Genomic DNA, 25,254 nt, shown 5'->3' with positions numbered 1-25,254 from the left:
CCCGTGCAGTCCGGCATGAAAAGCCAAGTACCCAAACAGCCCCGCGCGCCCAAAAAAACAACCAGGCGCTCATTACCGGCATTTTCCGGGGCCGGACCGCTAAAAAATACGATTTTAGATCCGGATCCTGCAGAAAAGCCCGGTGCCCGCATGCTGGCCCCGGGCTTTATTCACTTAATTCTTTCCATCAGGGAAGCCCACACTTTGTCCTTTCCCTCTCCTGTTTCAGATGAAAATAAAATGATTTCGTCTTCTTTTTCCAGATTCAGCGTTTCTTTTGCTGTTTTCAAATGAGATGCCCATTTGCCTTTCGGGATTTTGTCAGCTTTTGTGGCAACGACGATACACGGGATTTTATAGTACTTTAAAAAATTGTACATCAAACAGTCATCGTTTGTCGGCGGATGCCGGACATCGACAATGAGCACGACCGTCTTCAGCTGTTTTCTTGACGTCATGTACGTCTCAATCATCCGGCCCCATTTTTCCCGTTCTTTTTTCGACACCTTCGCAAACCCGTAGCCGGGAACGTCGACAAAGTATAATTTGTTTTCGATTTTGTAAAAGTTCAGCGTCTGGGTTTTCCCCGGCTTGGAAGAGGTTCTGGCAAGGGCTTTGCGGTTGATCATTTTATTGATAAAGGAAGACTTTCCGACGTTTGAACGGCCGGCAAGTGCTATTTCCGGCAAATGCCCTTCCGGATATTGCTCCTGCCGCACCGCGCTGATGACCAGTTCTGCCTCCGTTACTTTCATTTCTCCTCACCTGCAATGGCAATTTCAATGACTTCATCCATATGCGTGACCGGGTAAAAATGGAGATCCCCGCGCACGCTTTCCGGAATGTCATCCAAATCTCTCTCATTTTCTTTCGGAATAATAATTTTCTTCAGTCCCGCTCTATGTGCGCCGAGCGACTTTTCCTTCAATCCGCCGATCGGGAGTACTCTGCCGCGCAGGGTGATTTCGCCTGTCATCCCGACTTCCTTATGCACGGCATGCTTCGTCAGTGCGGAAATCAGGGCGGTCGCAATCGTGATCCCGGCAGAAGGGCCATCCTTCGGCACAGCGCCTTCCGGAACGTGGATATGAATATCATACTTTTCATGGAAATCCGGCGCAAGCCCGAGTGCTTCCGCTTTGGAGCGGACAAAGCTGAAGGCGGTCTGGGCGGACTCTTTCATCACATCCCCAAGTTTTCCGGTCAGGACCAGCTTTCCTTTCCCCGGCGAAAGCGACACTTCGATCTGAAGTGTATCGCCGCCGACAGTCGTGTAGGCAAGCCCGGTCGCCACGCCAACCTGGTCTTCCATTTCGGCCTGCCCGTAATGGAAAAGCGGCTTTCCCAGAAAGTCAACGATATTTTTTGCTGAGACCGTGACCCGTTTTCTTTTCCCGGATACAATGATCTTCGCCGTTTTCCTGCAAACTTCGGCCAATCTCCGTTCCAGTCCGCGCACGCCTGCTTCGCGCGTATAGCGGCGCACGATCAGGCGGAGAGCCTCCGCATCCATCCTCAGCTGATTGCGGGCAAGCCCGTTTTCTTTTATTTGCTTAGGGAGCAGATGGGACTTGGCAATTTCAATTTTTTCCAATTCCGTATAACCGGAGATCGAAATGATTTCCATCCGGTCGCGCAAAGGGCCGGGAACTGCAGACAGATCGTTGGCCGTTGCAATGAACATCACTTTCGACAAATCATACGGCTCTTCAATAAAATGGTCGCTGAACGCATGGTTCTGTTCCGGATCAAGCACCTCAAGCATCGCTGCTGAGGGGTCGCCGCGAAAGTCGCTGGCCATTTTATCGATTTCATCGAGCAAAAAAACCGGATTTATCGTGCCGGCTTTTTTCATGCCCTGGATGATCCGCCCCGGCATTGCGCCGACATATGTTCTGCGGTGGCCGCGGATTTCCGATTCGTCCCTCACGCCGCCGAGCGAAACGCGGACAAATTTTCTGCCCAAAGATTTTGCAATTGACCGTGCCAGGCTCGTTTTCCCGACACCCGGAGGCCCGGCAAGGCAAAGGATCGGCCCCTTGATCGACCGGGTCAGCTGCTGCACCGCCAGGTATTCAAGGACGCGCTCCTTCACTTTTTCAAGGCCGTAGTGGTCTTCGTTCAAAATCTTTTCCGCTTTTGCGACGTTGAGGTCATCTTCTGTAGCGTTCGACCACGGGAGCGTGATCAGCCAGTCCAAATAATTGCGGATCACCGCGCTTTCAGACGAAGCGGCCGGAATTTTTTCATACCGGTCCAATTCTTTGAACGCGGTATTGGCCACATGCTCGGGCATGCCGGCATTCAGAATTTTTTCGCGCAGCTCATGCACTTCCGCCGTTTTGCCTTCTTTATCCCCGAGTTCTTTCTGGATGGCTTTCATTTGTTCCCGCAAATAATATTCTTTTTGCGTCCGCTCCATCGACTTTTTCACTTGCTGGCTGATTTCTTTTTCAAGCTGCAAAATTTCCTGTTCATTTTTGATCAGCCCGATCAGCTTTCGAATTCTTTCTTTTATGTCAATCGTTTCGAGAATGTCCTGCTTTTGCGGAAGGCGGAGCGGCAAATGGGATGCGATAATATCGGCCGCCTTGCCCCCGTCTTCCATATCGGAGACCGCCTGGAAGGTTTCACCCGAAATTTTTTTCGACTGGCTGATGTACTGATTGAAAAATTCGAGCATCGTGCGCATCAACGCTTCCGTTTCTGCATCCGGCAGAAACCGTTCATCAAATGTTTCGACTTCGACGGAATAGAAGGTGCCTTCATCTTCAAAAGATACAATTTTTGCGCGCCGCACGCCTTCCACGAGCACGCGGATGGTCCCGTTCTGCAGTTTCATCATCTGGTTCACTTTTGTGAGCGTTCCGGTTTGGTATAAATCTTCCTGTTTTGGTTCTTCGATGGAAACGTCTTTTTGTGTCGTCATGAAAACTTCGCTGCCATGCATCATGGCGTTTTCAAGGGCCTGTACAGAGTAGTCCCGGCCGACGTCCAAGTGCAAAACCATCGATGGATACACAAGAATCCCCCGTAAAGGAAGCAAAGGAACTGTGTATGCGGATTGTGTTGTCATCTCAGCACCCCTATCTTGATACGTCTTTTAGGGCTATCCATTAACCCCCTATGAGCGCATTGTCGTTAAAATGTTTCTTTAATGCGATATCCAGGACTTCTTCCAGCTGCCGGGCCGAAACGATCGCAATGCCGGTGATTTCCTTGAACGAGGCCTGCATGTTTTCGGCAGGAATGATCACCGTTTTGGCGCCTGCCTGTTTTGCTGCTTTTATTTTGGCATACACGCCGCCGACCGGTTTGACCTTGCCGTGCAGGCTGATTTCCCCTGTCATGGCTACTGTCTGGTCAACAGGAATTTTATAAATGGCGGAATAAATGCCGCATGCCATCGCAATCCCGGCGGAAGGGCCGTCAACCGGAATCCCGCCCGGAAAATTGACGTGGAGGTCATACTGGTCAGCGGGCACACCCATCGTCCGTAAAACGGTAATAACGTTTTCGGCGGACCCTCTCGCCATGCTTTTTCGGCGGACCGATTTCCCTTCGCCGCCGATGCTCTCTTCGTCCACAATCCCGGTAATGTTGACGCTGCCCTTTTCTTTTGCCGGAATGGCCGCCACTTCAATTTCAAGAAGCATCCCTGTGTTCGGCCCGGTTACGGCAAGCCCGTTGACAAGGCCGGCCGCCGGCTGTTCAGGGGCCCTTTTCTCATAGCGTGGTGACAACTGGCTGGCTGTTGCCACCCATTCCAGGTCCTCCTCCCGGATAAAATCCTGCCCTTCCTGGATCGCAAGCCCTGCAGCAATTTGTACCATATTGACCGCTTCCCTGCCATTTTGGGTATATTGCGCCAAAATGTCCAGGCCGTTTTCGCTGATTGCCATATGGATTTTATCAGCTGCCTTTTTTGCAACCTGTTTGATTTCGCTGCGGTCAAGTTCGCGAAAAAACACTTCCATGCAGCGCGAACGGATGGCCGCCGGAATTTCGTTCGGCGTTCTGGTCGTTGCGCCGATCAGCCGGAAATCGGCAGGTAGCCCGTTTTGGAAAATATCATGGATATGATGCGGAATTTCCCGGTTTTCAGGATTGTAATACGCACTTTCCAAAAAAACTTTCCTGTCTTCCAGTACTTTCAATAATTTATTCATTTGAACCGGGTGCAATTCCCCGATTTCATCAATAAACAGGACGCCGCCGTGGGCAGAGGTGACCGCACCCTGCTTCGGCTGCGGGATGCCGGCCTGCCCCATGGCGCCCGCCCCCTGGTAGATCGGGTCGTGAACGGAACCGATTAAAGGATCGGCAATGCCCCTCTCATCAAAGCGGGCTGTTGTGGCATCCAGTTCAACAAAAACAGCGTCGTGTTGAAAAGGGGATTTCGGATTTTTTTTGGCTTCCTCAAGCACAAGCCGGGCCGCTGCCGTTTTGCCGACACCGGGCGGCCCGTAAATGATACAGTGCTGCGGGTTTGGGCCGCAAAGTGCCGCCCGCAGTGCTTTCATGCCGTCTTCCTGGCCCACAATATCCGCGAATGCTTGCGGGCGGACGCGTTCCGAAAGCGGCACAGATAAAGAAATTTCCCGTAGTTTCCGCAACTGTTCCATTTCCTTTTTTGATTCCCGGTCTATCGTTATTTTTTGTGTTTTTTGGCTTTTTAACAAGTTCCAAAAGTAGAGCCCGATAATGACCCCGAAAAATAGCTGGATCAATAAGGCAATCCCCGTCCAATTCATCCTGTTCCCTCCAAGCATTTCAGTTGCAGCTTGACCATGCCGCTTTCTTATTTACCTAGTATCTCCGGCTGCCGGAGGGAATAAACGGGGATTTCTGAAAACCGGGAACGGCTGGGCGGAAGAAAAAAGGGCAAGCACACCGCTCGCCCATTGCTTCTTTATTCTGCTTCGCCTTTCATTTTGCCGGTGCTGTGCCAATACCGAAATTTAACGTTGCTGCCTTAGACCAGTTCCTGTTCAAAAAAGAATATTCACACCGGATTGCCGGCGGGCAGCCCGGCTCCGCTTCTTTATGCCGATTTTGTCTGATCGCTGCCTTCAATGACTGTGCCATCTTTCAGCACGAGCCTCGGGAATTCTTTGTCCAGGACGGATTCTTTTGTAACAATACATTTTTCAATATCTTCCCGGGATGGCAAGTCGAACATGACATCGAGCATAATGCCTTCAATAATGGAACGCAAGCCGCGTGCACCCGTTTTTCTTTCGATCGCTTTTTTCGCGATTTCCTTCAGCGCATCCTGTTCGAATTCCAATTCTACATGGTCGAGTTCCAACATTTTTTTGTACTGCTTGACCAGCGCATTTTTCGGTTCGGTCAAAATCTTAATCAATGCTTCTTCATCCAATTGTTCCAAAGTGGCAATAACCGGAAGACGGCCGATGAATTCTGGAATCAGCCCGAAAGAAAGCAAATCTTCCGGCAGTACGTGCTTCAGGAGCGATTGTTCATCGAGTTCGTCATTTTTTAAATCGGTGCCGAAACCGATCACTTTTTTGCCGAGGCGGCGTTTAATGATCTGGTCGATGCCGTCAAACGCACCGCCGCAAATAAACAGAATATTGGTTGTGTCAATCTGGATAAATTCCTGGTGCGGATGTTTGCGCCCTCCTTGAGGCGGAACGCTCGCAACCGTGCCTTCCAGAATTTTCAGGAGCGCCTGCTGCACGCCTTCGCCGGAAACATCGCGTGTAATCGAAGGGTTTTCCGATTTACGGGCAATTTTATCAATCTCATCAATGTAGATGATGCCTTTTTCCGCTTTTTCCACATCATAATCAGCTGCTTGAATCAGCTTTAACAAAATATTTTCGACGTCTTCCCCGACATAACCGGCTTCCGTCAACGATGTGGCATCGGCAATCGCAAACGGCACATTTAAAATACGTGCCAGCGTTTGCGCAAGCAGCGTTTTCCCGCTCCCTGTCGGCCCGATTAAGCAAATATTGCTTTTTGCCAGTTCGACTTCATCGATTTTGCTGTTGGAATTAATCCGTTTATAATGGTTATATACGGCAACCGCAAGCGATTTTTTCGCCTGTTCCTGGCCGATCACGTATTCCGCAAGAATTTCACGGATTTCATGCGGCTTCGGAATGTCTTTGAATTCCACTTCTTCTTCTGTGCCAAATTCTTCTTCAACAATTTCCGTGCACAATTCAATACATTCATCACATATATACACACCCGGACCAGCGACCAATTTTCGCACCTGGTCCTGCGATTTTCCGCAGAAAGAACATTTTAACTGCTGTTTTTCATCGCTGAATTTGAACATTCCATTCACCCCTTATATTGTACTTCTTCCATTCCATTGGCAGTTCCCGAAATAACAGGGACCCTTCATGACTCCCGCTTACCATTATACAAACCCCTTTTGCTGTGATTTGTATATGGATTGTATCACAAAACGATGACGGCAGGAAATAAACTGCTTATACCATTCTCCATGCATATGTAAAATTCCTGTCTACTCCAGATTTTCCCAAAAACCAGACGAATATGCTTCTCCATCCTGAAAAATTGCACCGGCTAAGTTTCTGGTGCGCTTATCTTACAGTATGGGCTTCTATGTATTTTTTGGCACAGCCCGCAGGTTAGAAAACAAGACACGAGCCAGTGCCGTGCCTTGTATTTCTATTTATATTATGCAACAGTTTTGCTGTTTTGCACAAGAAAATCGATCGCTTTGCGCGCTTTCAGATCGGCTTTAATGCCGTCCGTAGAACCGAGCACCCGCCTGATATCGTCAACGGACATGCCGTACATTTCGGACATGCGCTTCAGTTCTTCATCCACTTCTTCATCGGATACTTCAAGGTTTTCCGCATTGGCAATCGCTTCAAGCGTCAGATTAAAGCGGACGCGTTTTTCCGCATCTTCTTTCATCTGATTGCGGAGCGCTTCTTCATTCTGGCCGGAGAACTGATAGTAAAGTTCGAGGTTCAGCCCCTGGGCACTCAAGTTTTGTTCGAATTCTTGCAGCATGCGGTTTAATTCCGTATTGATCATCGCTTCTGGAATGTCCATTTCTGCATTTTCCGCAGCTTTTTCGACCACTGCATCTTCAACCGCGTGTTTTGCTGCATGTTCTTTCGATTCTTTTAAATCTTTTTGGATTTTTTCTTTTAATGCATCCAGCGTTTCCACTTCGTCATCCGCATCCTGCGCGAATTCATCGTCCAGTTCAGGCAGGTGTTTCGCTTTGATTTCATGGACTTTCACCTTGAAAGTAGCTTTTTTGCCTGCAAGTTCACTAGCGTGGTATTCTTCTGGGAAAGTGACTTCGATTTCTTTTTCATCGCCGGTTTTTACGCCTGCTAATTGTTCTTCAAAACCTGGGATGAAGTTGCCCGAACCAAGTTCAAGCGAATAGTTTTCCGCAGATCCGCCTTCAAACGCTTCGCCGTCAACGAATCCTTCGAAGTCGATGACAACCGTGTCGCCCATTTCCGCTTCGCCGTCTTCTTTGATCACGAGTTCGGCAAGGCGTTCCTGCAATTTCTTCAATTCTTCTTCCACGTCTTCGTCCGTTACTTCTGTATCCGGTTTTTCGACTTCAAGGCCTTTGTATTCGCCAAGTTTCACTTCCGGTTTCACGGTAACAGTCGCTTTAAAGATTAACGGTTTGCCTTTTTCCATTTGTTCGACATCAATATTCGGCGTATCGACCGGTTCAATACCGGTTTCTTCGATCGCTTTTTCGTATTCGCCAGGCACGATCATATCCAGTGCATCCTGGTAAAGAGATTCCACACCGAAACGTTTTTCAAATAAAGGACGCGGGATTTTGCCCTTCCGGAAACCCGGGACATTGATTTGTTTCACTACTTTTTTGAAGGCTTTATCCAGACTTTTATCAACCGTTTCAGCATCTACTTCAACTGTCAGGATCCCCTGGTTTCCTTCAGTTTTTTCCCATTTTGCTGACATACCTTTCCCTCCAACAATCTATAAATAATAATGTAATAATAGGAAATAGACCGGGTCTGTTTCCTGATTCCCTTGTCTATTGCTTTTTTCAAATACGGATTGAAAAAAGACAGTTTACAACCATTTAATTATAACATAGCTTTTTTGTCTTTCAATGATGAGCCTACAGATTCGGCAAAGAAATTTCCTCAAGGCTTTCGAGATAGCGGACGGCCTCAAGTAAGGTATCCGGCTCCACCGAATAGTACATCGCGATTTTATCAAAATACGCTTCCTGCCCGAAAAGCTTCAGGCCCATGCTGTAGTAGGCAGCCGTCCACAGCGCGGGATCTTCCGGCTCCAGTTCAAACGGGTACAGCAGGAAAAAATGCCGGTCCAAAACCGTTTTAATCTGAGCAAAAAGGGTCGGATTTTTTTGTTCGACATCCCTTGAAAGCCGTGTAATCAAAAGATTGTACAGCTGCGTTTCAAAAATCGGCAAAAGATGCGCGGGATTTACGGCGCCAGCCTTGCCGAGTTTTTGCATCTCGAATTCATCCGTGATCCCCTGTTCTTTTAAAACGTTCAGCAAAAGGGTCTGGATAAACGGATGTTTGTCCGGATCCCGGATATATGCCCGGATTTCATCGAGATACGGCCGGATATTTTCATGCACAAGATGCGAAACCCGCAAGATTTGTTCTTCCTGGTCCCCGGTTTCAAAAAGCTTGCGGTCCGTATGCTCGGGCTCCCGTTCCGGTTTCGGCATCTGCATCCGCTTTTCACTGAAAGCGAGCAGTTTTTCATAATGGTCCAGCTTGTCCGGCGGGGCTTCTTTTTCTTCCAGCAGAGCGCGCAAGGTACTGCTGATTTCTTCATGTTCACCGAGCTGGACAAGAATCATGAGAAACAGATCGAGGATTTCGAAGTAGTCGCCGGTTCCTTCACGAAGCATTTGTCTGCCTTGTTCTTTCGCTCCTTCATAATCGCCGGCTTCATAGAGCGCAATCATGTAGGCGGTCCCGATTTCCCCATCGTCATGGTCAAGCCGGCGTGCCTGGCGAAGCAGCGCGGCAGCTTCTTTATATTCTTTTTGGCTGATGGATTCGAGTCCCCGCTCCAAGAGGCGTTCTTTCAGACGGGGGAACGGCACCACATTGCTTTTTCCGTTTTTCATTGTCCATTCCGCCTTTTTTTAGATCGTCACTAGTGTAGCATGAACCGGTTTTTTTGCAAAGGGTTTATACTGCCAGGGGGCTTTCCATTATGAAAAAAGCCAAACACAGAAAGCCATAAAGCTTCCGTGTCCGGCTTGCTTATTTCTTGTCCGGCCTGATATGATGGATGTCCTCTTCCTCAGCCATTTCCGTGCCGTAAGCAAGGCGTTGATTTTGCCTTTTTGCCGCTTTTTCAGCGCTTGGGGCATCATGATGCAAAAACCTGTGCACGAGCACTTCCGCAGCCGAAATTAGGCAGGCGGCAATGATGCTGCCCCATGCAATTTGCAAATAATTGTCAAGCACCACGTTCCCGAAAATCCAGACACTGGCATAAACAAGCAAAAAATCAACAACGGTTGCTTTCCAATTCCCAATGCGTGGCAAAAGGAGCACATCCCCGACAACATAAGACACGATTGTGACAAGCAGGCTGAACGATAAAATATCTGTGATCGTCGCATCGAAAAAGAGGTCAAGCGCAACCGCAAAAGCGACAATGCACGTGATAAATTTTGCCAGTAAAACCATTGCATTCCGCATTTCAATTCCTCCCTTAAACAGGCAGTTTTACTTATAGTTTGTCCAAATGAAAAAGGATTGAAACATGATGTGATGATTTAAAAGAAGAAAAAAGGGGTAATGAATAACAAGTCTACACATGATGGAGGGATTCGATGAAAAGGTCAATGATGAATCTGATTTCAGGCACTTTGCTTTCCGCCGGGGGAGCCGTGCTGGTCATGGCCGCTTGCAATAAACGGCAAAAAGATTCGGCAGAAACTTGGGAAGATACGGATATGAGAAACAGCAAAAAAATCGACCAAATGGAAAGTGTGGATGCGGACAAAGTACCGGAAGAAAAAGGGCTCACACAGCTGGACTCCACATACCGTTCCGAATGGATCGCAAACGGATTTCCGCAAACCCATAAAGAAATGAAAGAACTGGAAAAAGAAGGGCAAAAATCATAACTGCTCTTTCCGCCATTTTACACAAAAGGCCGGGCAACAAGGGAAAATCCCTGCTGCCCGGCCTTTTTGCGGTTATACGCTACGTCTCAGGAGGGATTCGATCAAAGTAGGAAAATTGCAGGGATAAAAAAGGGATACTGCCACAGTGTTCTAATCTGCGTTAGCATCCCTTAGCTGTCCAAAACCCTTTCATATCAAGGGTTTATCTTCAAAATGCGCTACGTCCCAGGAGGGATTCGAACCCCCGACCTGCGGCTTAGAAGGCCGATGCTCTATCCTGCTGAGCTACTGGGACACTTTAAAATGGTTTGTTGTCAAATATTTTCCATTTCAATCAAAAATCACTTGAAAACAAACCTTATAAGGTTTGTTACGAACATATTTCATTTTAATCAGCAGGCGGGCAAATGTCAATCATGAATTTGAAAAAAACACGATTTTTTCCTGCAACGGGCGGGTACAGCAGCAGGCAGCGGTTTCCGCAACCGGATTGGCCCGGCTTCGTACCCGCCTTGCTCTGCAGCCGGAGTTCCCGGCGTCATAACGAGAATTCCTGGCGTAAATCCTCAAGTTCGCGGTGCTTGTCCGTATAAAATGAAACACGGATCGTATTTCCGTTTTTCTCCACAACCGCATACGTCCGTTCCGTCCTGCCCCTTGGCATCAAAAGGCTGCCGGGATTCAGGAAGAGAGTATTTTCAATCAGCTCGGCACCGAGAATATGGGAGTGCCCGAAAAAAACAAAATCCGCCCCCACTTCTTTTGCTTTATAAGACAAATTCAACAGGGTCATTTTTACATTATAATGGTGGCCGTGGGTGACAAATATTTTGCTGTCCCCAATTTCTTTCGTGATATCAAGCGGAAATTTCCGCTCATAATCGCAATTGCCGCGCACGGTTAAAAAGTCCCGGATGGCCTCCTCGTCCGCTCGCAACTCCGAATCGCCGCAATGGATCATCGCGTCCATTTCCCCGCCGTACCGCCGTTTAAGCTCGATCAGCTCTTCCGTAAGTCCGTGGCTGTCACTTGCAATCAGCAGTTTCATTTTTTGCCTTCCTCCCCTAAAATCGAATACAGTGCATCCGAAAGTTTTGCCAGTGCATGGGCACGGTGGCTGATTTTATTTTTTTCTTCGGCAGAAAGCTGGGCAAGCGTTTTGCCGGACGGAAGCATAAAAATGGGATCGTACCCGAATCCGTTCTCTCCGATCCTTTCCCGCGTGATCCTTCCCTGAAGCGTCCCGGACACCGTAAATGTTTCTTTTCCAGGGCGGGCAACCGCAAGTGCACAATAAAAAGAAGCTGTACGTTTTTCATCCGGTACCCCTTCAAGCTCGGAAAGCACCTTATCGATGTTTGCCTCATCATTTTTCTCTTTCCCTGCATAGCGTGCAGAATAAACCCCCGGCCTGCCGCCAAGCGCATCGATCATAAGCCCCGAATCATCGGCAATTGCCATCATGCCGTATGCATTGGCCGCCGCTTCCGCTTTTAAAATCGCATTTTCTTCAAACGTTTTCCCCGTTTCCTCTACGTCCGGTGCGCCTTCCATATCCAAAAACGTTTTCACCTCGAGCTCGAACCGGGAAAATAAAGCTGCAAATTCTTTTGCTTTACCTTTGTTTTTTGTTGCAATCAAAACAGCCGCCAATTTTCTCCCCCTTTTAAAGGAAATGTATTATGTATGCACGATACAAATAAGAGGTAGTCTGGCTACCCCTTTTGTCCCATATTCTATAGTATAACAAAAAAACCACGCTAAAAACTACCCGTGTTGACTTTTTCCGGCCTTGTCACCGGTTCTGAAACCGATTTTCCGTCTTCTGTAACAAGCTTTGTACTGCCGTCCACTTCGACTGCAACGCTTTTAATCCCTTTTTGCTCGGTCAGCGTCAGGACGAGCGGATCGAGCACTTCGTTTGAGATCATCTTTTTATCGAGGCTCCCTAAAATTTCTTTATTAAAATCAACCGTCACTTTCCCGTTTGCCACTTCCGGCTGTTTCTTCAGTTTGACATCGTCCATGAATCCGGACACAAGATGGGAACCCGGGGAAGGACCTTTAACCAGTTCTTCAACCGCTGCTGCGACATCGTCCTTGTTACTGTCCGCAACGCGCTTCGTTACCGGCACATAATAGCTTTGCTCCCCTGTTTCCGCCAAATAATAAACGGTGACCGGATGGGTATTTGTAATATCGGCAACATACTTTGTATCCGTATTGATGCCTGCCTCCCTTGTCAAACCATCCGGGCTTACGGGTGTCCCCGCAACCGGCATCGCCTTCAGTTTTTTGCCATTCATTTTAAGCGAGACCTTTTGAATGGAGTCGTACTGGGTCAGCGTCCATGTGACCGATTCCAATATTTTTTGTTCATCGTGCGCTTGATAGTCTTTGAAATCCCCCGAAAAGTCGACCGTCGCCAAACCGTCTTTCACATCTACCGACAACTGCGTATTCGCGGGAAGGACCGCGCGGAAGCCGTTCGGCAGCAAATTGGAAACCGGGCCGTCCTGCACGAGGTATTCCAGTGCCTGTTTTGCAATGCTTTTGCTTTCGGGCAAGGCGATCGTTTGTGGAACGACATAACCGTATTTATCAATCAAATACAGCTCTGTTAGCACCTGCCCTTTCTTTGCTTTTGCGGTTTGTTTCGCTCCGTCTTTTACAGAAACACTTTGATGTGGATCAATTTTTTCCGGCTGCTTCTCAGGTAGCAGGCTGCAACCCGAGATCCAGATGCTGCATGCCGCAAACGCCAGGGCAAGTTTGCCGGCTGCCTTTGCTTTTTTTACCATCCCTTTCCCCTCCCGAAGACTGTTTGTACTACTATGTATACTGGCATTCCGAAAAATTAGACCGGACATGCAAAAATTTCGGGGCAGAATAAAAACGGCACGCTTTTCCATAATAAAAATACAGCTGAACAGGAGGGATTGATTTGGACCAGACACTGGGCGTTCATGAAACGCTTGATATGCACGAAATATTAATGTTTAAAAACATCTGCTTAACAAAATCCGCAACCATGTCGGCCATTGCACAGGATCCGGCTTTAAAAGAACTGCTCGGGCAGAATGCAAAGCAGGCGAAGCAGGATATCGAACAACTCATGTCGCTTTTGGGGAGGGAAGAAAAATGAACGGCTTTCTCCAAAACATCATCGGGATGGGGGACATGTCAGACAGCATCATTGCATCTGACTTGCTCATTTCAACAAAGTCCGGTGTGAAGATGCTCGCGTTTGCGGTAACCGAGGCGGCAACAGCGGAAGCCAGAGCCGCTCTTTCCGCACAGCTTCTGGCGGCCATTGACATGCATGATAAGATCATGGACTTTATGATTGAAAAGGGTTACTATCACCCTTATCATATAGAGGACCAGTTGCATGTCGACATGCAGGCAGCCCGGACCGCCTTACAAATCCCCCTTCCCGATTAAACGGCGTACCCACTGCTTTACTTTACGTCAGTTTAAAGCGCAGCCGGCCTTCTCCCTCTTATCTGCTGGCTTTCGCTTTACACATTTGAAGAGGACAGGCACGAAAAACCCGGCCTGCTTTTAAAAAAAGCAGCGCCGGGCTTTTTTTACGGCTTGAGGACCACTTTTATGCAATTGTCCGTTCTTGTATCAAACACTTCGTATCCTTTTTCAGCCTGGTCAAGCGGCAATACATGCGTCACGATGTCGCTGAGTGTGACTTTTTCCTGCGCCACAAGGTCATACAGAAACGGCATATAATGAATGACCGGCGCCTGTCCCGTGCGAAGGCTGACATTGCGCTGGAAAATATCGCCGAGCGGAAATGCGTTGTAACGGCCGCCGTAAACACCTGTTACCTGGATGGTGCCGCCTTTTCTCACCGCCTGTGACGCGATGACAAGCGCACTCATCGCCCCGCCCTGGAGTTTCAGCCCGGATGTCAAATATTCCATCGGTGTCATTTTTCCGTCCATGCCAACTGCATCAATGACAACATCCGCACCGCCTTTAGTGAGTTCTTTCAAATATTCGCCGGTATTGTCGTGCTGTTCAAAGTTGACGGTTTCCACTTTGTTATACTTCTTGGCATGCTGCAACCGGTAATCCAGATAATCAACGGCAATGACACGTTTCGCCCCTTTCAGCCATGCAAATTTTTGCGCAAGCAGGCCGACCGGTCCACAGCCGAGCACGACAACCGTGTCACCGTCTTTTACACCCGCATTGTCCACCGACCAGAACGCAGTGGAAGCGGCATCTGAAAGCAACACGAGTTCTTCATCTTTGACTTCGCTGTTTTCCGGAATTTTAAACGGTGTAAAATTCGCATACGGGACGCGTAAATATTCCGCCTGGCCCCCCGGATAGCCGCCTGTCAGATGGGAATATCCAAAATAGCCGCCCATCTCGCCGTTCGCATTCGCATTGTCACACTGGCTTTCCAGATGGTGTGTGCAATACCAGCATTCCCCGCAGGCGACAGTGAACGGTATAATCACCCTATCCCCTTTTTTGACTTTCGTGACATCCGGTCCGGTTTCTTCGACAATCCCGAGCGGCTCATGCCCGATGATATAGTCTTCCGGAAAATTCGGTATCATGCCGTGGATGAGATGCAAATCGGAGCCGCAAATGGCCGATGACGTAATTTTCACAATAATATCATCTTTTTTCTCTATTTTCGGTTCCGGCACATCTTTTACTCTGACATCTTTGATTCCCTGGAAAGTGACTGCTTTCATGTTTTCCTCCTATTCGTCCGCATCAATCTGCGCCATCATGCCCATGCGCGATGTATTGCCGGGAAACAGGTTCAGTTTGCCGATCATCAACGCCATGTCAGCGGATTTCATATCCAGTTTGTACTGGTCATCTACGTTATACGGGTGGAGCCAGCCTTTTTGCATCATGAAATTTGAAACCTCTTCATGAAGGGAAAGGCCCTCTGCAAGCTGTTTCTGGAATGCGGCCCTCACCGCAGGCGTTCTTGATTCCGTAATGGCTGCCGCTGCATTCCGGATCCCGGTTTTAATACTCATCAAAAATTCAAGTGCAACCGCTGAATCCGCCATTTCTGGCATGCCTTCCGCGTTTTCGATTTCCAAGTAATCATGAATCATTGCAGCATCCCTCCCGGATTCAGCTTGTATAAAGCTTTCATTTCTTGAATGGCTGCTTCTGCCTGCTGCACATCTTTTTCCATCAATGCCTTCAAATCCTGGTCGAATACCAGGCCGGACATCATTTTCGATTTTAATAAACAAATGGTTTTGAAATTGAGCATTTCATGGAGCTCCCTTGTTTCGTGGTAAGCCAAACCATTGTTTTCCATATATCCACCTCCGTTTTTCAAAAGCTATTGTGCCTATTCACAGCCGTTTCTATGCGGGCTTGGATGAAGGCAAAACAAAAAAACCACCCAATCAGGAGAGCGTCTCCCCCAATTGAATGGTTTCCACACCAGTAATATCCTGTTCAAGCCAGTCTGATGCAAGTGCGGCAAATATTTTGCTCGAGCCGGTAGTGTAAAAGCGGTGCTTCTGCCGCGTGTCTTCCATATTAAAAAGGTCATGGAAGTAAAGAAGCGTGCTCACTTCTCGCGCGGTTTCCTCCCCGGAACTGATGACCGAAACGCCCGCGCCCATCACGTTTTGGATAATCGGCCCGAGGAGCGGATAATGGGTACATCCGAGAATGACGGTGTCAATGCCGCAATTTTGGATTGGATACAAAGTTTCGGCAACAATTTTTTTGGCAATCGGACTGTTGTACTGGCCGCTTTCCACAAGCGGGACAAATTTCGGGCAGGCAAGCGCCGTAATCTTGACTTTTTTATTGATGCTTTTTAACGCCCGTTCATACGCCTGGCTTTTAATCGTGCCGATCGTGCCGAGCACGCCGATCCGGAAATTTTTTGTATGTTTTAAAGCGGCCCGCGCGCCGGGATAAATGACGCCGAGCACCGGAATCTTCAGCTCTTCTCTGACTTCGTCCAAAATCACTGCCGTAGCCGTATTGCAGGCGATGACCAGCATTTTTATTTGTTTGTCCATCAGAAATCGGATCATCTGCCAAGTGAATTTTTTGACTTCTTCCACCGGCCGCGGTCCATACGGGCATCGTGCTGTATCGCCCACATAATAAATGGTCTCATTCGGAAGCTGGCGCATCATTTCCTTTGCGACGGTCAGGCCGCCAACCCCCGAATCAATCACGCCAATTGGTGCATTCAAACTTCTCGCCTCATTCTGTCTTCATTTCCTGATGCAATTGCAGTAAGTTGCTTTTTAATTTGACCAGTTCATCCGGTGAAAAATGGCTCAATACGCCTTGCAAGTAAGCTTGCCGTTTTCGGATCACTTCGCCGATTAATACCCGTCCCTTTTCCAGTAAATGGATGCGGACGACCCGCCTGTCATGCGGATCTTTTACGCGCCTGACGAGTTCATTTTTTTCCATCCGGTCAATCAGGTCTGTCGTTGTACTGAAAGCCAGGTACATTCGGTTCGACAGTTCCCCGATCGTCATATCGCCTTCCTCAAAAAGCCATTGAAGCGCCAGAAACTGTGGCGGCGTGATTTTATAATCGCTTAATAATTCACGGCCCTTTTGCTTGACAATGCCGGATATGTAACGCAAATCTTTTTCAATTTGTGCTACAACTTCCGGATCATGTATGTATGGTTGCTGTTCCATGTCCAAAGCGGCCCCTCTCTCAAAAATACGGTGATGACTGTTTTACTATAAGCTATTTTGACCCTTTTCACCCGAAATTTCAAGACAGATTTTTACATAGTTTCGTTCCATTGCTTTCCAAGTAAAGCTGTGGAAGGAAAAGCGGCCCGGTATAGGGTTGTGAAAACACTGTCCGGGTAAAATTTGCATATTGAACAAGCTTCCGGTCCGCTATTTTTTGAAAAAGAAAACGGCCCGGTGCGGTTTCAAACCATATGGCGCTGTTGCGAACGACATTTATGTGGGTGTAGACTTGCATAAGCAACACCGTTTCAAACCATATGGCGCTGTTGCGAACGTGCACCGGGTGCGGGATGCAGGGGGATTTTTTGCCCGGCATTTCCCAACCGGATTTCTATATGCGTGAAAAAACGTGCAAGAGAAATTCGGTCGGGTAGGCCGTCACTCAGTTACGAGATTCGTGATAACGGCACGGCCGCGGTAAATTTTTACCACTGCTGCAGCGCGCCCTTTTGTTGCCGCCTGCTCGATTTCTTTCCCGCTATGTTGAGTCACAAAAAATTTATCAAGATGATAATCAATATACACTTTTTGCTCATCGTCTTCCCACTCGTAAGCCTTCCCTTTTAAATATATTCCGCCCCGCGGCTTTTCGGCGGATACACTTTTCACATGGCAAATGCCCTTTTCATCTTTTTTAAGCAGGGCATACACGGTCAGTTCCCCGCCTTTATGGCCCGCAAAATACTCGATGGCACTGCGGTCCAGACGGCTGGCCGGTACCGTTTCCGCTTCAAGATTCACCTGTATATAATCGCCCCTGAAGGCATCCGTCGGGTCCACCGGTTCCATTTGCAGTTTGACCGGTTCCCCCACCGCAACCGTATATAACGGCAAAACAATCATCCCGAGTAAAATGGCAATCGGAACAAACGCAGCAAGCCCTCTTTTCACCAGATCATGCATGGCCGTTTCCCCCTTCTTTCCGCTGCTTTTCAAAATAAAAGCCAAAACCGATAAAAATTAGGCCGCCAATGATGAAAACAATGGATTTCGGCAAAAAGTCGTAGGAAAAGTCAAGGTAAAAACGCAGCACAAAAATGCAGAGAATGAAGATATTGGTAAGGCTGCCGGTTTTGATAAAATACAGGACAAGCAGAAAGTACACAACTGAAAATGCTAAATTGAAGTGGCTGCCAAAAACCGTACCTTCCCAAACAGACGAAAAAGTAAGCAGGATGCCCATCAAACCGTGAAGTAAATGGCCTTCCAGCCGCATCACTTCTCTGTACGCTTCCTGAACCGGCAATCGCAGCATCACGAAGCCGGCAACAAAGAGAAGCAGAAAGGCAGCCAAATGTCCGTATGCGGGAAAGAATGCACTGAGTTTAAACAGAAATACGGACAGCACGGCAATCGAAAGCGCGTTTACGAAAAACAGAAGCAGGCGGGAAGCAACCGTTTTTTCATTTATCCAGTAAAGTAATCCTGCTAAAAGTGCGGTAATGAGAACAGCGAAGTACCCGATGCCGGTATTTTCAGCATCCAAATACAAAAGGAAAAGCACTGTGGCAAAAATGGAGAGCCATTTGTCTTTCAGCACATAGGCCATTGGCAGCGATCCAATCCCCCACCATAAAAATGCCTGGCCGAATGAGCCGCCAAGGTTAAAAATTTGCCCGGTGAGAAAAATGCCCGCCCCGAAAAACAGGACACCAAGAAAGTACAAGCCGCGTGCTGTTTTCGGATGGCTGTTCTCCAGTTTGATAGCCGCTCCGTTCACGCCTGCAATCGCAGCAAGGATGATGAGAAATTTGACCGTTTTGCCAAGATAGACCCAATTGCTGGCAATAAAGCTGAAAATGCCCGCCCCAAGCAAAAGGGCCCCGACCATGACAAGAATGCGGACAAGGCTCACCCCCCGGGAAACCTCATACTGTGCAAGCATCTCGTCTTTTTGCGTATGCGTAATGGTCCCTTCTTCTTCAAAAAAAGCAAGCTCGCTTTTCATCCATGCATAGTTTTTTCTGCCAATCTTTCTTTTCATTTTGACTCCCCCTCATTTTGAAAAAAGCGCATACAGAACAAGCAAGACATGGATGATAAATAAAAATAGAATGCACAGTGACGCTTTGTATGACACTCCTTTCCTTGAGAGTAGCCAGATAAGCCACATCACGACAGGCAAAATGGAAAAACCGGCCCACTTATTTATAAATCCGTCCGGCCGTAAATATCCGTTAAAATGGAACGGAATGATCGCCGGTGCAAATGCAAACCCGATCAGGGATACAAGCGCGGCAACCAGTATCAAAATAAGCAAAAATGCCGGATCCGTCACTTTGAGAAAAAACCGCATAAACTCACATCCTTTCATGCTATTGTACTGTATTTTGGCGAATGTTCATATCATTTTTCCAGGCGGGAAAAGCCGGAAACAAAATGCCGGCAAAATATCATTCGCCCGTATGTTAAATTGCGATGCTTGCAGCTATAAATTTATTAATCTACATAAAACGTGCCAAAATCAATGACGTTCAGGACAGACATTGCTTCTGGCAACGTATAAAGAAGTAGTAATGTTTAGTTCAACTATATATCCTGAAAATATGTGCCGGCTGGCTTTCATTCTTCTGCTTGTGGCGCATCCATTGCGGTATGGGCGTCTATTTGCAAATTGGGCACAGCGGCGTTTGATTTTAGCCCAAATCGTCCGGCATCTTTGGAGAAATCTTCACACTGTCTCATTGAGGCGGGCTTGTAAAAAAGATAACATCCGGAAACCTGTAAAAACATCATTTGTTTCTCCATCCTCGTGATTTCCTTATACGGTATCCAGCGTTTAAACGGCCCGCCTTTTTAACATGATCCATTTTCGATCGGAACTTCATTCAAACGTCCATTGAAAACGATTCCGCTACGTGCACTTGTGGTCATTTTACTAAAACCGCCGGCAGATTTCCAGGTTCATCTAAAAATATGCAATCAATGTAAAAAACGGAATCAGAAAGGGTAAACGCTTTGTCCAAAAATCATCCCGTTTCTATCCCTTCTTTAAACCACAAAATCGACTGCAACATTGCAGCCGATTTTGTTTCAAAGCTTTAATTCCCCCATGCGGAGTAATTCAACAACAGCTTGCGAGCGCCCCTTGACTCCCAATTTCTGCATGGCGTTGGAAATATGATTTCGAACTGTTTTTTCGCTGATAAACAATTCGCTCGCGATTTCTTTTGTTGTCTTGTCTTGTACTAACAGCTCGAATACTTCTTTTTCTCTTTTTGTCAGCAGCGGTTTATGTGTGAAATCGTTGTCCTTCAACTATGATAACCCTCCTTGCCTTCGCCAGCTCTAAACCGCGGGGATGGGTATTTTGGTTGTCACGATATCTTATGTTCTTGCGCGGCCGGGAGTGACTTGACGAGGCAAGGAACAGCACAAATCCGAAAAAAAGGGCGGATGCCGGAACCCTTTCTGTATGAAAGGCAAACGAAACATTATCCGGCATTGTAAACTGGCAGATATAGATTCTATTTATGTCCTGGCCGGAGATGGCAAAACAGGCAAACAAGTGTTGTAAAAGCAATAAAATATACCAAGTATTGCCGCTCTTTTCTCCGCTAAAAAACAGTCCTCAACGTAAACACTTAAGCTTATTTTTTATGGCGGGTTACTTTCATTCAGTTGACGGATGAGACGGCGGCTTGCGGGTCGGCGAACCTCGCTCTTTCTTCCGCAGTCCACGGTATTCCTTTTCCGGTTGTGACCGAGATCTGCACCATTGTCCCGCGCCCGGTAAAACAGATTTCATTCGCTTCATTTTTCGCCATGTAGTGCAAGTCGACGGACGAGTTGCCGATTTTTGAGACTTTTACATAAATGCGGAGTTTGTCATTGAAAAAAACCTGTTGTAAAAAATCACACTGCAAATCCGCCACGACCGGGATGGAGCCGGTGCCTTTTTTTGCCCAGTCGCCCATAAACCCGAGTTGCTGGAGAAATTCAATCCGCGCTTGTTCAAAATAAATAAACGGAACCGTATTGTTCATGTGACCAAACATATCGGTTTCAGAAAAACGGACCGTGACCGGGAGATAATAGGAAAATCCTTCTTCCCAGGCGTTCCAGTCATCAATATAAGAGATGTGCTTTTTCAATGGGATACCTCCTTTTAATGAGTGAACAACCATTCATTTTTTATTTGAAAAGAAGTGCCACATCTACTGTTTCCGCTTTGATGTGGCACTTTTGGCATTAGTCAACCGTATGGTCACTGCCAAAGAATTTTTTAAACATATAGATGGTTGTTTCACGGTTTAATGCTGCGATGGATGTTGTCAGCGGGATACCTTTCGGGCAGGCTTGTACACAGTTTTGCGAGTTGCCGCAATTGGCAAGACCGCCGTCACCCATGATCGCTTCAAGTCGTTCATCGCGGTTCATATGGCCGGTCGGGTGCGCATTAAATAACCGTACTTGCGAAAGCGGCGCTGGCCCGATAAAGTTTGAACGGCTGTTGACATTCGGGCAGGCTTCCAAACATACGCCGCAAGTCATGCATTTTGCCAGTTCATAAGCCCACTGCCTTTTTTTCTCCGGCATGCGCGGCCCTTCCCCTAAGTCGTAAGTGCCGTCAATCGGAATCCAAGCTTTCACTTTTTTCAGCGAGTCAAACATGCGGCCGCGGTCAATTTGCAAATCTCTGACAACCGGGAATGTCCGCATTGGGGCAAGGCGGATCGGCTGCTGCAGTTTGTCCACAAGCGCTGAACAAGCCTGGCGTGGTTTGCCGTTAATCACCATGGAACAGGCACCGCAAACTTCTTCCAAACAGTTCATTTCCCAAACAACAGGTGTTGTTTTTTCCCCTTTGGCATTGACCGGATTCCGGCGGATTTCCATCAGGGCCGAAATGACATTCATATTCGGCCGGTACGGAACTTCAAACGTTTCGTCATATGGTTCTGATTCCGGATTATCCTGGCGTTGTATGATAAATGTAACGGTTTTTTGTTCACCCATCCTTATTCTCCTCTTTCCTTATGAAATCACCCGGGCAAAAGCCGGAAAAAATCCGTTTTTGCCCGATCCGAATCAGTGCTTCTTCGTGTAGTCGCGTACGCGCGGTTTGATCAGCGATACATCTACATCTTCATAGCTGAAGACCGGTTCATTGTTCACAGGGTCATAATTTGCCATCGTCGTTTTCAGCCATTCTTCGTCGTTGCGGTCCGGAAAATCAGGTTTATAGTGGGCACCGCGGCTTTCATTGCGGTTCAGAGCGCCGATCGTGATGACGCGCGCCAGCTGCAGCATGTTATACAGCTGCCGTGTAAACGAAGCCGCCTGGTTGCTCCATTTCGATGTATCTACAACATTAATATTTTTCCATCTTTCCATTAATTCCTGAATCTTTTCGTCCGTTTTCTTCAGACGGTCATTGTAACGGACAACCGTCACATTGTCTGTCATCCATTCGCCCAGTTCTTTATGCAGCACATAGGCATTTTCGGTTCCGTCAAGCGACAAAATATCGTTCCATTTTTTCTCCTGTTCTTGGACAGCACGTTCAAAGACGGTTGACGGCAGTGCATCCGTGCTCTTTTCAAGCCCGTCGATGTAGTTGACAGCTTCAGGGCCGGCTACCATCCCGCCGTAAATGGCAGAAAGCAGGGAGTTTGCCCCTAAGCGGTTCGCGCCGTGCATCGAGTAGTCGCATTCGCCTGCTGCGAACAGCCCCGGAATGCTCGTATGCTGTTTATAGTCCACCCATAATCCGCCCATGGAATAGTGGACGGCCGGGAACACTTTCATCGGCACTTTATGCGGGTCATCGCCGACGAATTTTTCATAGATTTCAATAATCCCGCCCAGTTTTACGTCCAGTTCATGCGGGTCTTTGTGCGACAAATCGAGATAAACCATGTTCTCGCCGTTAATGCCGAGTTTCAAGTCCACGCAGACATGGAAAATTTCACGGGTTGCAATGTCGCGCGGCACGAGGTTCCCGTATGCCGGATATTTTTCTTCCAGGAAATACCACGGTTTGCCGTCTTTGTACGTCCAGATGCGCCCGCCTTCCCCACGTGCGGATTCACTCATCAGCCGCAGTTTGTCATCGCCCGGGATGGCAGTCGGGTGAATTTGGATAAATTCGCCGTTCGCATACGTTGCGCCTTGCTGGTATACAATGGAAGCCGCCGAGCCGGTATTGATCATCGAGTTGGTTGATTTCCCGAAAATAATGCCAAGGCCGCCCGATGCCATAATGACGGCATCCGCAGGAAAAGCTTTGATTTCCATTGTTGTCAGGTTTTGCGAAACGATGCCGCGGCAAATGCCTTCATCGTCTTTGATAATGCCAAGAAATTCCCAGCCTTCGTATTTCGTGACAAGCCCGTTCACTTCATGGCGCCTTACCTGTTCATCCAATGCGTATAAAAGCTGCTGACCGGTTGTTGCGCCTGCAAATGCTGTCCGGTGGTGCTGGGTGCCGCCGAAACGCCTGAAGTCCAAAAGCCCTTCCGGCGTGCGGTTGAACATGACGCCCATCCGGTCAAACAGGTGGATAATCCCCGGCGCCGCTTCGCACATCGCTTTTACCGGCGGCTGGTTGGCAAGGAAGTCGCCCCCGTATACCGTATCGTCAAAGTGGATCCATGGCGAATCCCCTTCCCCTTTTGTATTGACAGCGCCGTTAATGCCGCCCTGTGCGCAAACAGAGTGCGACCTTTTTACCGGCACTAGCGAAAACAGATCAACCTGCCGGCCTGCTTCTGCAATTTTTACAGTCGCCATCAAACCGGCAAGCCCTCCGCCGACAACAATGATTTTGCCATTAGCCAACTTGATTCACTCCCTCTTCATACTTGATGCCTCTTACAAACCAGTAAACTGCTATTTTTCGAATCTTTTCATTATGCAAATGCTAATAAAGCCCTGACGCCGACAACAGAAAGCAGCACAAAGACCACAACCATCACATATGTGGAAATTTGCTGTGACCGGCGTGACTGTGTAATGCCCCAGCTGACCAGGAACGACCAGAGACCGTTGGCAAAGTGGAAAACGGCAGCCACTGTCCCAATTATGTACCAGGCGAGCATCCAACGATTTGCTAATAGATTTGCCATCAGATCAAAGTTCAATTCCTTGCCAAACGCCATTTGAATGCGTGTTTCATAGATGTGAAATACGAGAAAGATCAGGACCAACACACCGCTGATTCTTTGCAAAAGGTACATCCAGTTCCGGAAGTAGCCCATCGTGCCGACATTGCTCGATGCCGTAAACGAAATATATAAGCCGTAAATTGCATGGAACAAAAGCGGCAAATAAATGAACACTACTTCCACAAAAAGCAGAAACGGCAGGTTTTCCATAAAACCGGCTGCTTTATTGAAGGCAGCAGCACCGTTTACCGCATAGTGGTTCACGGTCAAGTGGATGACTAAAAATAAGCCGATGGGTATAACACCCAGCAAAGAATGCAGTTTGCGGTTATAAAACTCTCGATTTCCAGCCACATTGTATCCCCCTTTGTAGTGTGAATTTATGCAAAGAAGACAAATTTTGCATTGCTTCCTCCCGCATAAATATTTTATAACAATTATGTGACAGTTTTATTGTACTCCCGACAAATGGGCGCGTCAAGGAAACGCATTCACGAATTTGCGCTGAAAATACCGTTTATTTGTCATATTTGTCAGTCTTTCTCCCATTTTTTAAAATTTTTTCAGTATAGCTCTTTTGCCATATGCTTTTGCATAAAAAAGGAATTTTTATCCAAGGCTTGTCTTTTTTCATCGGATTTTACCGCAACCGGCATAATTTCCCCATGTGACGCGGAAGCCGGCGAAAAAAAGTTCCCATTATTTTTGTGTACACTCAAAAAATGCTTTTAAGTCCGGTTTTATTTTGTATATAATATAGCATATAGAAAGAGGGGAATTGCGTGAAATCTTCTGGCGGAAATGAACAAACCGTTGCGGAACAGCTAATGGTGCCCGCATTCGGATATGAGCTGTTGCGTAATATATTAATTCCGGATATACTCGGCAAGGAAACACCGGATATTCTATACTGGGCCGGAAAACATTTGGCAAGAAAATTCCAGCTGCTTACCTATGAAGAAATGGTTTCTTTTTTCAAAGAAGCCGGCTGGGGAACGTTATCGATCAAAAAAGAAGAGAAATATCATATCGAATTTGAGTTATCCGGGCCGATGATTGAACGGCAGCTGGATATGGGCGCAGGTCAAGAGCCGACATTCAAGCTTGAAGCCGGTTTTTTAGCCGAGCAGTACCAGATGCAGAAAAAACTGATCACGGAAGCTGTTGAGGAAGTTGCAAAAAAAGCAAAAAAAGTCCGGATCACCGTGCAGTGGGATGCGAAAGACCCGGCCGGGGAATCAATATGAAAAAGCAGGGGCTCCC

At 47.6% G+C, this 25,254-nt stretch carries 28 protein-coding genes and 1 tRNA gene; 4 read left to right on the top strand and 25 right to left on the bottom strand.

Translation table 11 applies throughout. From position 1 onward, the window contains the following. Positions 1–170: 170 nt before the first annotated feature. The 7 genes from yihA to P9687_RS12285 form a co-directional block, all read right to left on the bottom strand. Positions 171–755: a ribosome biogenesis GTP-binding protein YihA/YsxC gene (gene yihA, locus P9687_RS12315; RefSeq protein ID WP_014097838.1), complete on the bottom strand. Its 585-nt coding sequence runs from the start codon at positions 753–755 to the stop codon at positions 171–173. Further along, positions 752–3,076: an endopeptidase La gene (gene lon, locus P9687_RS12310; RefSeq protein WP_168986075.1), complete on the bottom strand. Its 2,325-nt coding sequence runs from the start codon at positions 3,074–3,076 to the stop codon at positions 752–754. The genes yihA and lon overlap by 4 nt, the downstream gene beginning before the upstream one ends. Positions 3,077–3,116: 40 nt before the next feature. Next, positions 3,117–4,754 (bottom strand): ATP-dependent protease LonB, encoded by a 1,638-nt coding sequence (gene lonB, locus P9687_RS12305; protein WP_168986076.1) that lies wholly within the window; start codon positions 4,752–4,754, stop codon positions 3,117–3,119. 290 nt (positions 4,755–5,044) lie between these two features. Then, entirely contained in the window at positions 5,045–6,313 is a 1,269-nt protein-coding gene (gene clpX / locus P9687_RS12300; RefSeq protein ID WP_014097835.1) for an ATP-dependent protease ATP-binding subunit ClpX, read from the bottom strand. Positions 6,314–6,681: 368 nt separating this feature from the next. Continuing rightward, the gene (gene tig / locus P9687_RS12295; RefSeq protein ID WP_035188299.1) at positions 6,682–7,968 is read right to left on the bottom strand and encodes a trigger factor; all 1,287 of its coding nucleotides are present in this window, start codon (positions 7,966–7,968) and stop codon (positions 6,682–6,684) included. A gap of 163 nt (positions 7,969–8,131) precedes the next feature. Continuing rightward, positions 8,132–9,124, bottom strand: a complete 993-nt coding sequence (locus P9687_RS12290; protein WP_026684037.1) for a tetratricopeptide repeat protein — start codon at positions 9,122–9,124, stop codon at positions 8,132–8,134. 139 nt (positions 9,125–9,263) lie between these two features. Then, positions 9,264–9,707 (bottom strand): YndM family protein, encoded by a 444-nt coding sequence (locus tag P9687_RS12285; protein WP_061577107.1) that lies wholly within the window; start codon positions 9,705–9,707, stop codon positions 9,264–9,266. A gap of 134 nt (positions 9,708–9,841) precedes the next feature. On the opposite strand from P9687_RS12285, the gene P9687_RS12280 reads away from it, so the two are divergent. Beyond that, positions 9,842–10,138: a hypothetical protein gene (locus P9687_RS12280; RefSeq protein WP_061086562.1), complete on the top strand. Its 297-nt coding sequence runs from the start codon at positions 9,842–9,844 to the stop codon at positions 10,136–10,138. 221 nt (positions 10,139–10,359) lie between these two features. On the opposite strand, the gene P9687_RS12275 is transcribed toward P9687_RS12280, so the two are convergent. The 4 genes from P9687_RS12275 to P9687_RS12260 form a co-directional block, all read right to left on the bottom strand. After that, positions 10,360–10,433, bottom strand: a tRNA-Arg gene (locus P9687_RS12275). A gap of 243 nt (positions 10,434–10,676) precedes the next feature. Continuing rightward, complete coding sequence (locus P9687_RS12270) at positions 10,677–11,186, bottom strand: metallophosphoesterase (protein WP_014097829.1); 510 nt, start codon at positions 11,184–11,186, stop codon at positions 10,677–10,679. Next, a complete protein-coding gene (locus tag P9687_RS12265) occupies positions 11,183–11,791 on the bottom strand; it encodes an XTP/dITP diphosphatase (RefSeq protein WP_014097828.1) in 609 nt (202 codons plus the stop codon). Before P9687_RS12265 ends, P9687_RS12270 begins: the two co-directional genes overlap by 4 nt. Before the next feature lie 107 nt (positions 11,792–11,898). Next, complete coding sequence (locus P9687_RS12260) at positions 11,899–12,939, bottom strand: GerMN domain-containing protein (RefSeq protein ID WP_328228516.1); 1,041 nt, start codon at positions 12,937–12,939, stop codon at positions 11,899–11,901. A gap of 143 nt (positions 12,940–13,082) precedes the next feature. Here P9687_RS12260 and P9687_RS12255 point away from each other — a divergent pair, with 143 nt between their 5' ends. Both P9687_RS12255 and P9687_RS12250 read left to right on the top strand, forming a co-directional pair. Next, a complete protein-coding gene (locus tag P9687_RS12255) occupies positions 13,083–13,283 on the top strand; it encodes a hypothetical protein (protein WP_014097826.1) in 201 nt (66 codons plus the stop codon). Beyond that, complete coding sequence (locus P9687_RS12250; RefSeq protein ID WP_014097825.1) at positions 13,280–13,582, top strand: spore coat protein; 303 nt, start codon at positions 13,280–13,282, stop codon at positions 13,580–13,582. Before P9687_RS12255 ends, P9687_RS12250 begins: the two co-directional genes overlap by 4 nt. Positions 13,583–13,728: 146 nt before the next feature. Here the strand turns inward: P9687_RS12250 and P9687_RS12245 are convergent, their stop codons facing one another. From P9687_RS12245 to P9687_RS12180, 14 genes are all read right to left on the bottom strand, one after another. Continuing rightward, positions 13,729–14,865 (bottom strand): zinc-dependent alcohol dehydrogenase, encoded by a 1,137-nt coding sequence (locus P9687_RS12245; RefSeq protein WP_017551092.1) that lies wholly within the window; start codon positions 14,863–14,865, stop codon positions 13,729–13,731. A 9-nt stretch (positions 14,866–14,874) separates the two neighbouring features. Further along, positions 14,875–15,243 carry a spore coat protein gene (locus P9687_RS12240; RefSeq protein ID WP_014097823.1) on the bottom strand — a complete coding sequence of 123 codons (369 nt, stop codon included), beginning with the start codon at positions 15,241–15,243 and terminating at the stop codon, positions 14,875–14,877. Then, entirely contained in the window at positions 15,240–15,455 is a 216-nt protein-coding gene (locus tag P9687_RS12235; RefSeq protein ID WP_014097822.1) for a hypothetical protein, read from the bottom strand. Before P9687_RS12235 ends, P9687_RS12240 begins: the two co-directional genes overlap by 4 nt. 91 nt (positions 15,456–15,546) lie before the next feature. Next, complete coding sequence (gene racE / locus P9687_RS12230) at positions 15,547–16,356, bottom strand: glutamate racemase (RefSeq protein ID WP_017551093.1); 810 nt, start codon at positions 16,354–16,356, stop codon at positions 15,547–15,549. Between the two features lie 10 nt (positions 16,357–16,366). Continuing rightward, positions 16,367–16,819: a MarR family winged helix-turn-helix transcriptional regulator gene (locus P9687_RS12225; RefSeq protein WP_013859856.1), complete on the bottom strand. Its 453-nt coding sequence runs from the start codon at positions 16,817–16,819 to the stop codon at positions 16,367–16,369. A gap of 441 nt (positions 16,820–17,260) precedes the next feature. Then, on the bottom strand, positions 17,261–17,785 hold the full coding sequence (locus P9687_RS12220) for a GDYXXLXY domain-containing protein (protein WP_328228517.1): 525 nt from the start codon (positions 17,783–17,785) through the stop codon (positions 17,261–17,263). Continuing rightward, on the bottom strand, positions 17,778–18,866 hold the full coding sequence (locus P9687_RS12215; RefSeq protein WP_014097818.1) for a DUF2157 domain-containing protein: 1,089 nt from the start codon (positions 18,864–18,866) through the stop codon (positions 17,778–17,780). Before P9687_RS12215 ends, P9687_RS12220 begins: the two co-directional genes overlap by 8 nt. Before the next feature lie 12 nt (positions 18,867–18,878). Next, complete coding sequence (locus P9687_RS12210; protein WP_026684041.1) at positions 18,879–19,178, bottom strand: DUF1648 domain-containing protein; 300 nt, start codon at positions 19,176–19,178, stop codon at positions 18,879–18,881. Positions 19,179–19,444: 266 nt separating this feature from the next. Further along, complete coding sequence (locus P9687_RS12205; protein ID WP_035184465.1) at positions 19,445–19,630, bottom strand: hypothetical protein; 186 nt, start codon at positions 19,628–19,630, stop codon at positions 19,445–19,447. A 285-nt stretch (positions 19,631–19,915) separates the two neighbouring features. Further along, complete coding sequence (locus tag P9687_RS12200; protein ID WP_014097816.1) at positions 19,916–20,140, bottom strand: helix-turn-helix domain-containing protein; 225 nt, start codon at positions 20,138–20,140, stop codon at positions 19,916–19,918. 359 nt (positions 20,141–20,499) lie between these two features. Then, positions 20,500–20,976 (bottom strand): acyl-CoA thioesterase, encoded by a 477-nt coding sequence (locus P9687_RS12195; RefSeq protein WP_014097815.1) that lies wholly within the window; start codon positions 20,974–20,976, stop codon positions 20,500–20,502. A gap of 97 nt (positions 20,977–21,073) precedes the next feature. Continuing rightward, positions 21,074–21,841, bottom strand: a complete 768-nt coding sequence (gene sdhB, locus P9687_RS12190; RefSeq protein ID WP_014097814.1) for a succinate dehydrogenase iron-sulfur subunit — start codon at positions 21,839–21,841, stop codon at positions 21,074–21,076. 72 nt (positions 21,842–21,913) lie between these two features. Then, positions 21,914–23,665, bottom strand: a complete 1,752-nt coding sequence (sdhA, locus tag P9687_RS12185; protein ID WP_017551099.1) for a succinate dehydrogenase flavoprotein subunit — start codon at positions 23,663–23,665, stop codon at positions 21,914–21,916. 71 nt (positions 23,666–23,736) lie between these two features. Then, positions 23,737–24,345, bottom strand: coding sequence for a succinate dehydrogenase cytochrome b558 subunit (locus P9687_RS12180; RefSeq protein ID WP_035184462.1), 609 nt, complete (start codon positions 24,343–24,345; stop codon positions 23,737–23,739). Between the two features lie 428 nt (positions 24,346–24,773). Between P9687_RS12180 and P9687_RS12175 the strand changes: the two genes are divergently transcribed. Beyond that, positions 24,774–25,238 (top strand): YslB family protein, encoded by a 465-nt coding sequence (locus P9687_RS12175; protein WP_014097811.1) that lies wholly within the window; start codon positions 24,774–24,776, stop codon positions 25,236–25,238. The last annotated feature ends 16 nt before the right edge of the window (positions 25,239–25,254 follow it).

The organism is Weizmannia sp. CD-2023, from assembly GCF_036225245.1.
GTDB classification, from domain to species: domain Bacteria; phylum Bacillota; class Bacilli; order Bacillales; family Bacillaceae_C; genus Weizmannia; species Weizmannia faecalis.
This window is presented reverse-complemented; position numbering and strand designations above follow the sequence as displayed.

Excerpts from the sequence above, each read along its gene's own strand:
- yihA (WP_014097838.1), bottom strand. The coding sequence starts at position 755 with ATGAAAGTAACGGAGGCAGAACTGGTCATCAGCGCGGTGCGGCAGGAG.
- lon (WP_168986075.1), bottom strand. The coding sequence starts at position 3,076 with ATGACAACACAATCCGCATACACAGTTCCTTTGCTTCCTTTACGGGGG.
- lonB (WP_168986076.1), bottom strand. The coding sequence starts at position 4,754 with ATGAATTGGACGGGGATTGCCTTATTGATCCAGCTATTTTTCGGGGTC.
- clpX (WP_014097835.1), bottom strand. The coding sequence starts at position 6,313 with ATGTTCAAATTCAGCGATGAAAAACAGCAGTTAAAATGTTCTTTCTGC.
- tig (WP_035188299.1), bottom strand. The coding sequence starts at position 7,968 with ATGTCAGCAAAATGGGAAAAAACTGAAGGAAACCAGGGGATCCTGACA.
- P9687_RS12290 (WP_026684037.1), bottom strand. The coding sequence starts at position 9,124 with ATGAAAAACGGAAAAAGCAATGTGGTGCCGTTCCCCCGTCTGAAAGAA.
- P9687_RS12285 (WP_061577107.1), bottom strand. The coding sequence starts at position 9,707 with ATGCGGAATGCAATGGTTTTACTGGCAAAATTTATCACGTGCATTGTC.
- P9687_RS12280 (WP_061086562.1), top strand. The coding sequence starts at position 9,842 with ATGAAAAGGTCAATGATGAATCTGATTTCAGGCACTTTGCTTTCCGCC.
- P9687_RS12270 (WP_014097829.1), bottom strand. The coding sequence starts at position 11,186 with ATGAAACTGCTGATTGCAAGTGACAGCCACGGACTTACGGAAGAGCTG.
- P9687_RS12260 (WP_328228516.1), bottom strand. The coding sequence starts at position 12,939 with ATGGTAAAAAAAGCAAAGGCAGCCGGCAAACTTGCCCTGGCGTTTGCG.
- P9687_RS12250 (WP_014097825.1), top strand. The coding sequence starts at position 13,280 with ATGAACGGCTTTCTCCAAAACATCATCGGGATGGGGGACATGTCAGAC.
- P9687_RS12245 (WP_017551092.1), bottom strand. The coding sequence starts at position 14,865 with ATGAAAGCAGTCACTTTCCAGGGAATCAAAGATGTCAGAGTAAAAGAT.
- P9687_RS12240 (WP_014097823.1), bottom strand. The coding sequence starts at position 15,243 with ATGATTCATGATTACTTGGAAATCGAAAACGCGGAAGGCATGCCAGAA.
- P9687_RS12235 (WP_014097822.1), bottom strand. The coding sequence starts at position 15,455 with ATGGAAAACAATGGTTTGGCTTACCACGAAACAAGGGAGCTCCATGAA.
- P9687_RS12225 (WP_013859856.1), bottom strand. The coding sequence starts at position 16,819 with ATGGAACAGCAACCATACATACATGATCCGGAAGTTGTAGCACAAATT.
- P9687_RS12220 (WP_328228517.1), bottom strand. The coding sequence starts at position 17,785 with ATGCATGATCTGGTGAAAAGAGGGCTTGCTGCGTTTGTTCCGATTGCC.
- P9687_RS12215 (WP_014097818.1), bottom strand. The coding sequence starts at position 18,866 with ATGAAAAGAAAGATTGGCAGAAAAAACTATGCATGGATGAAAAGCGAG.
- P9687_RS12210 (WP_026684041.1), bottom strand. The coding sequence starts at position 19,178 with ATGCGGTTTTTTCTCAAAGTGACGGATCCGGCATTTTTGCTTATTTTG.
- P9687_RS12205 (WP_035184465.1), bottom strand. The coding sequence starts at position 19,630 with ATGGAGAAACAAATGATGTTTTTACAGGTTTCCGGATGTTATCTTTTT.
- sdhB (WP_014097814.1), bottom strand. The coding sequence starts at position 21,841 with ATGGGTGAACAAAAAACCGTTACATTTATCATACAACGCCAGGATAAT.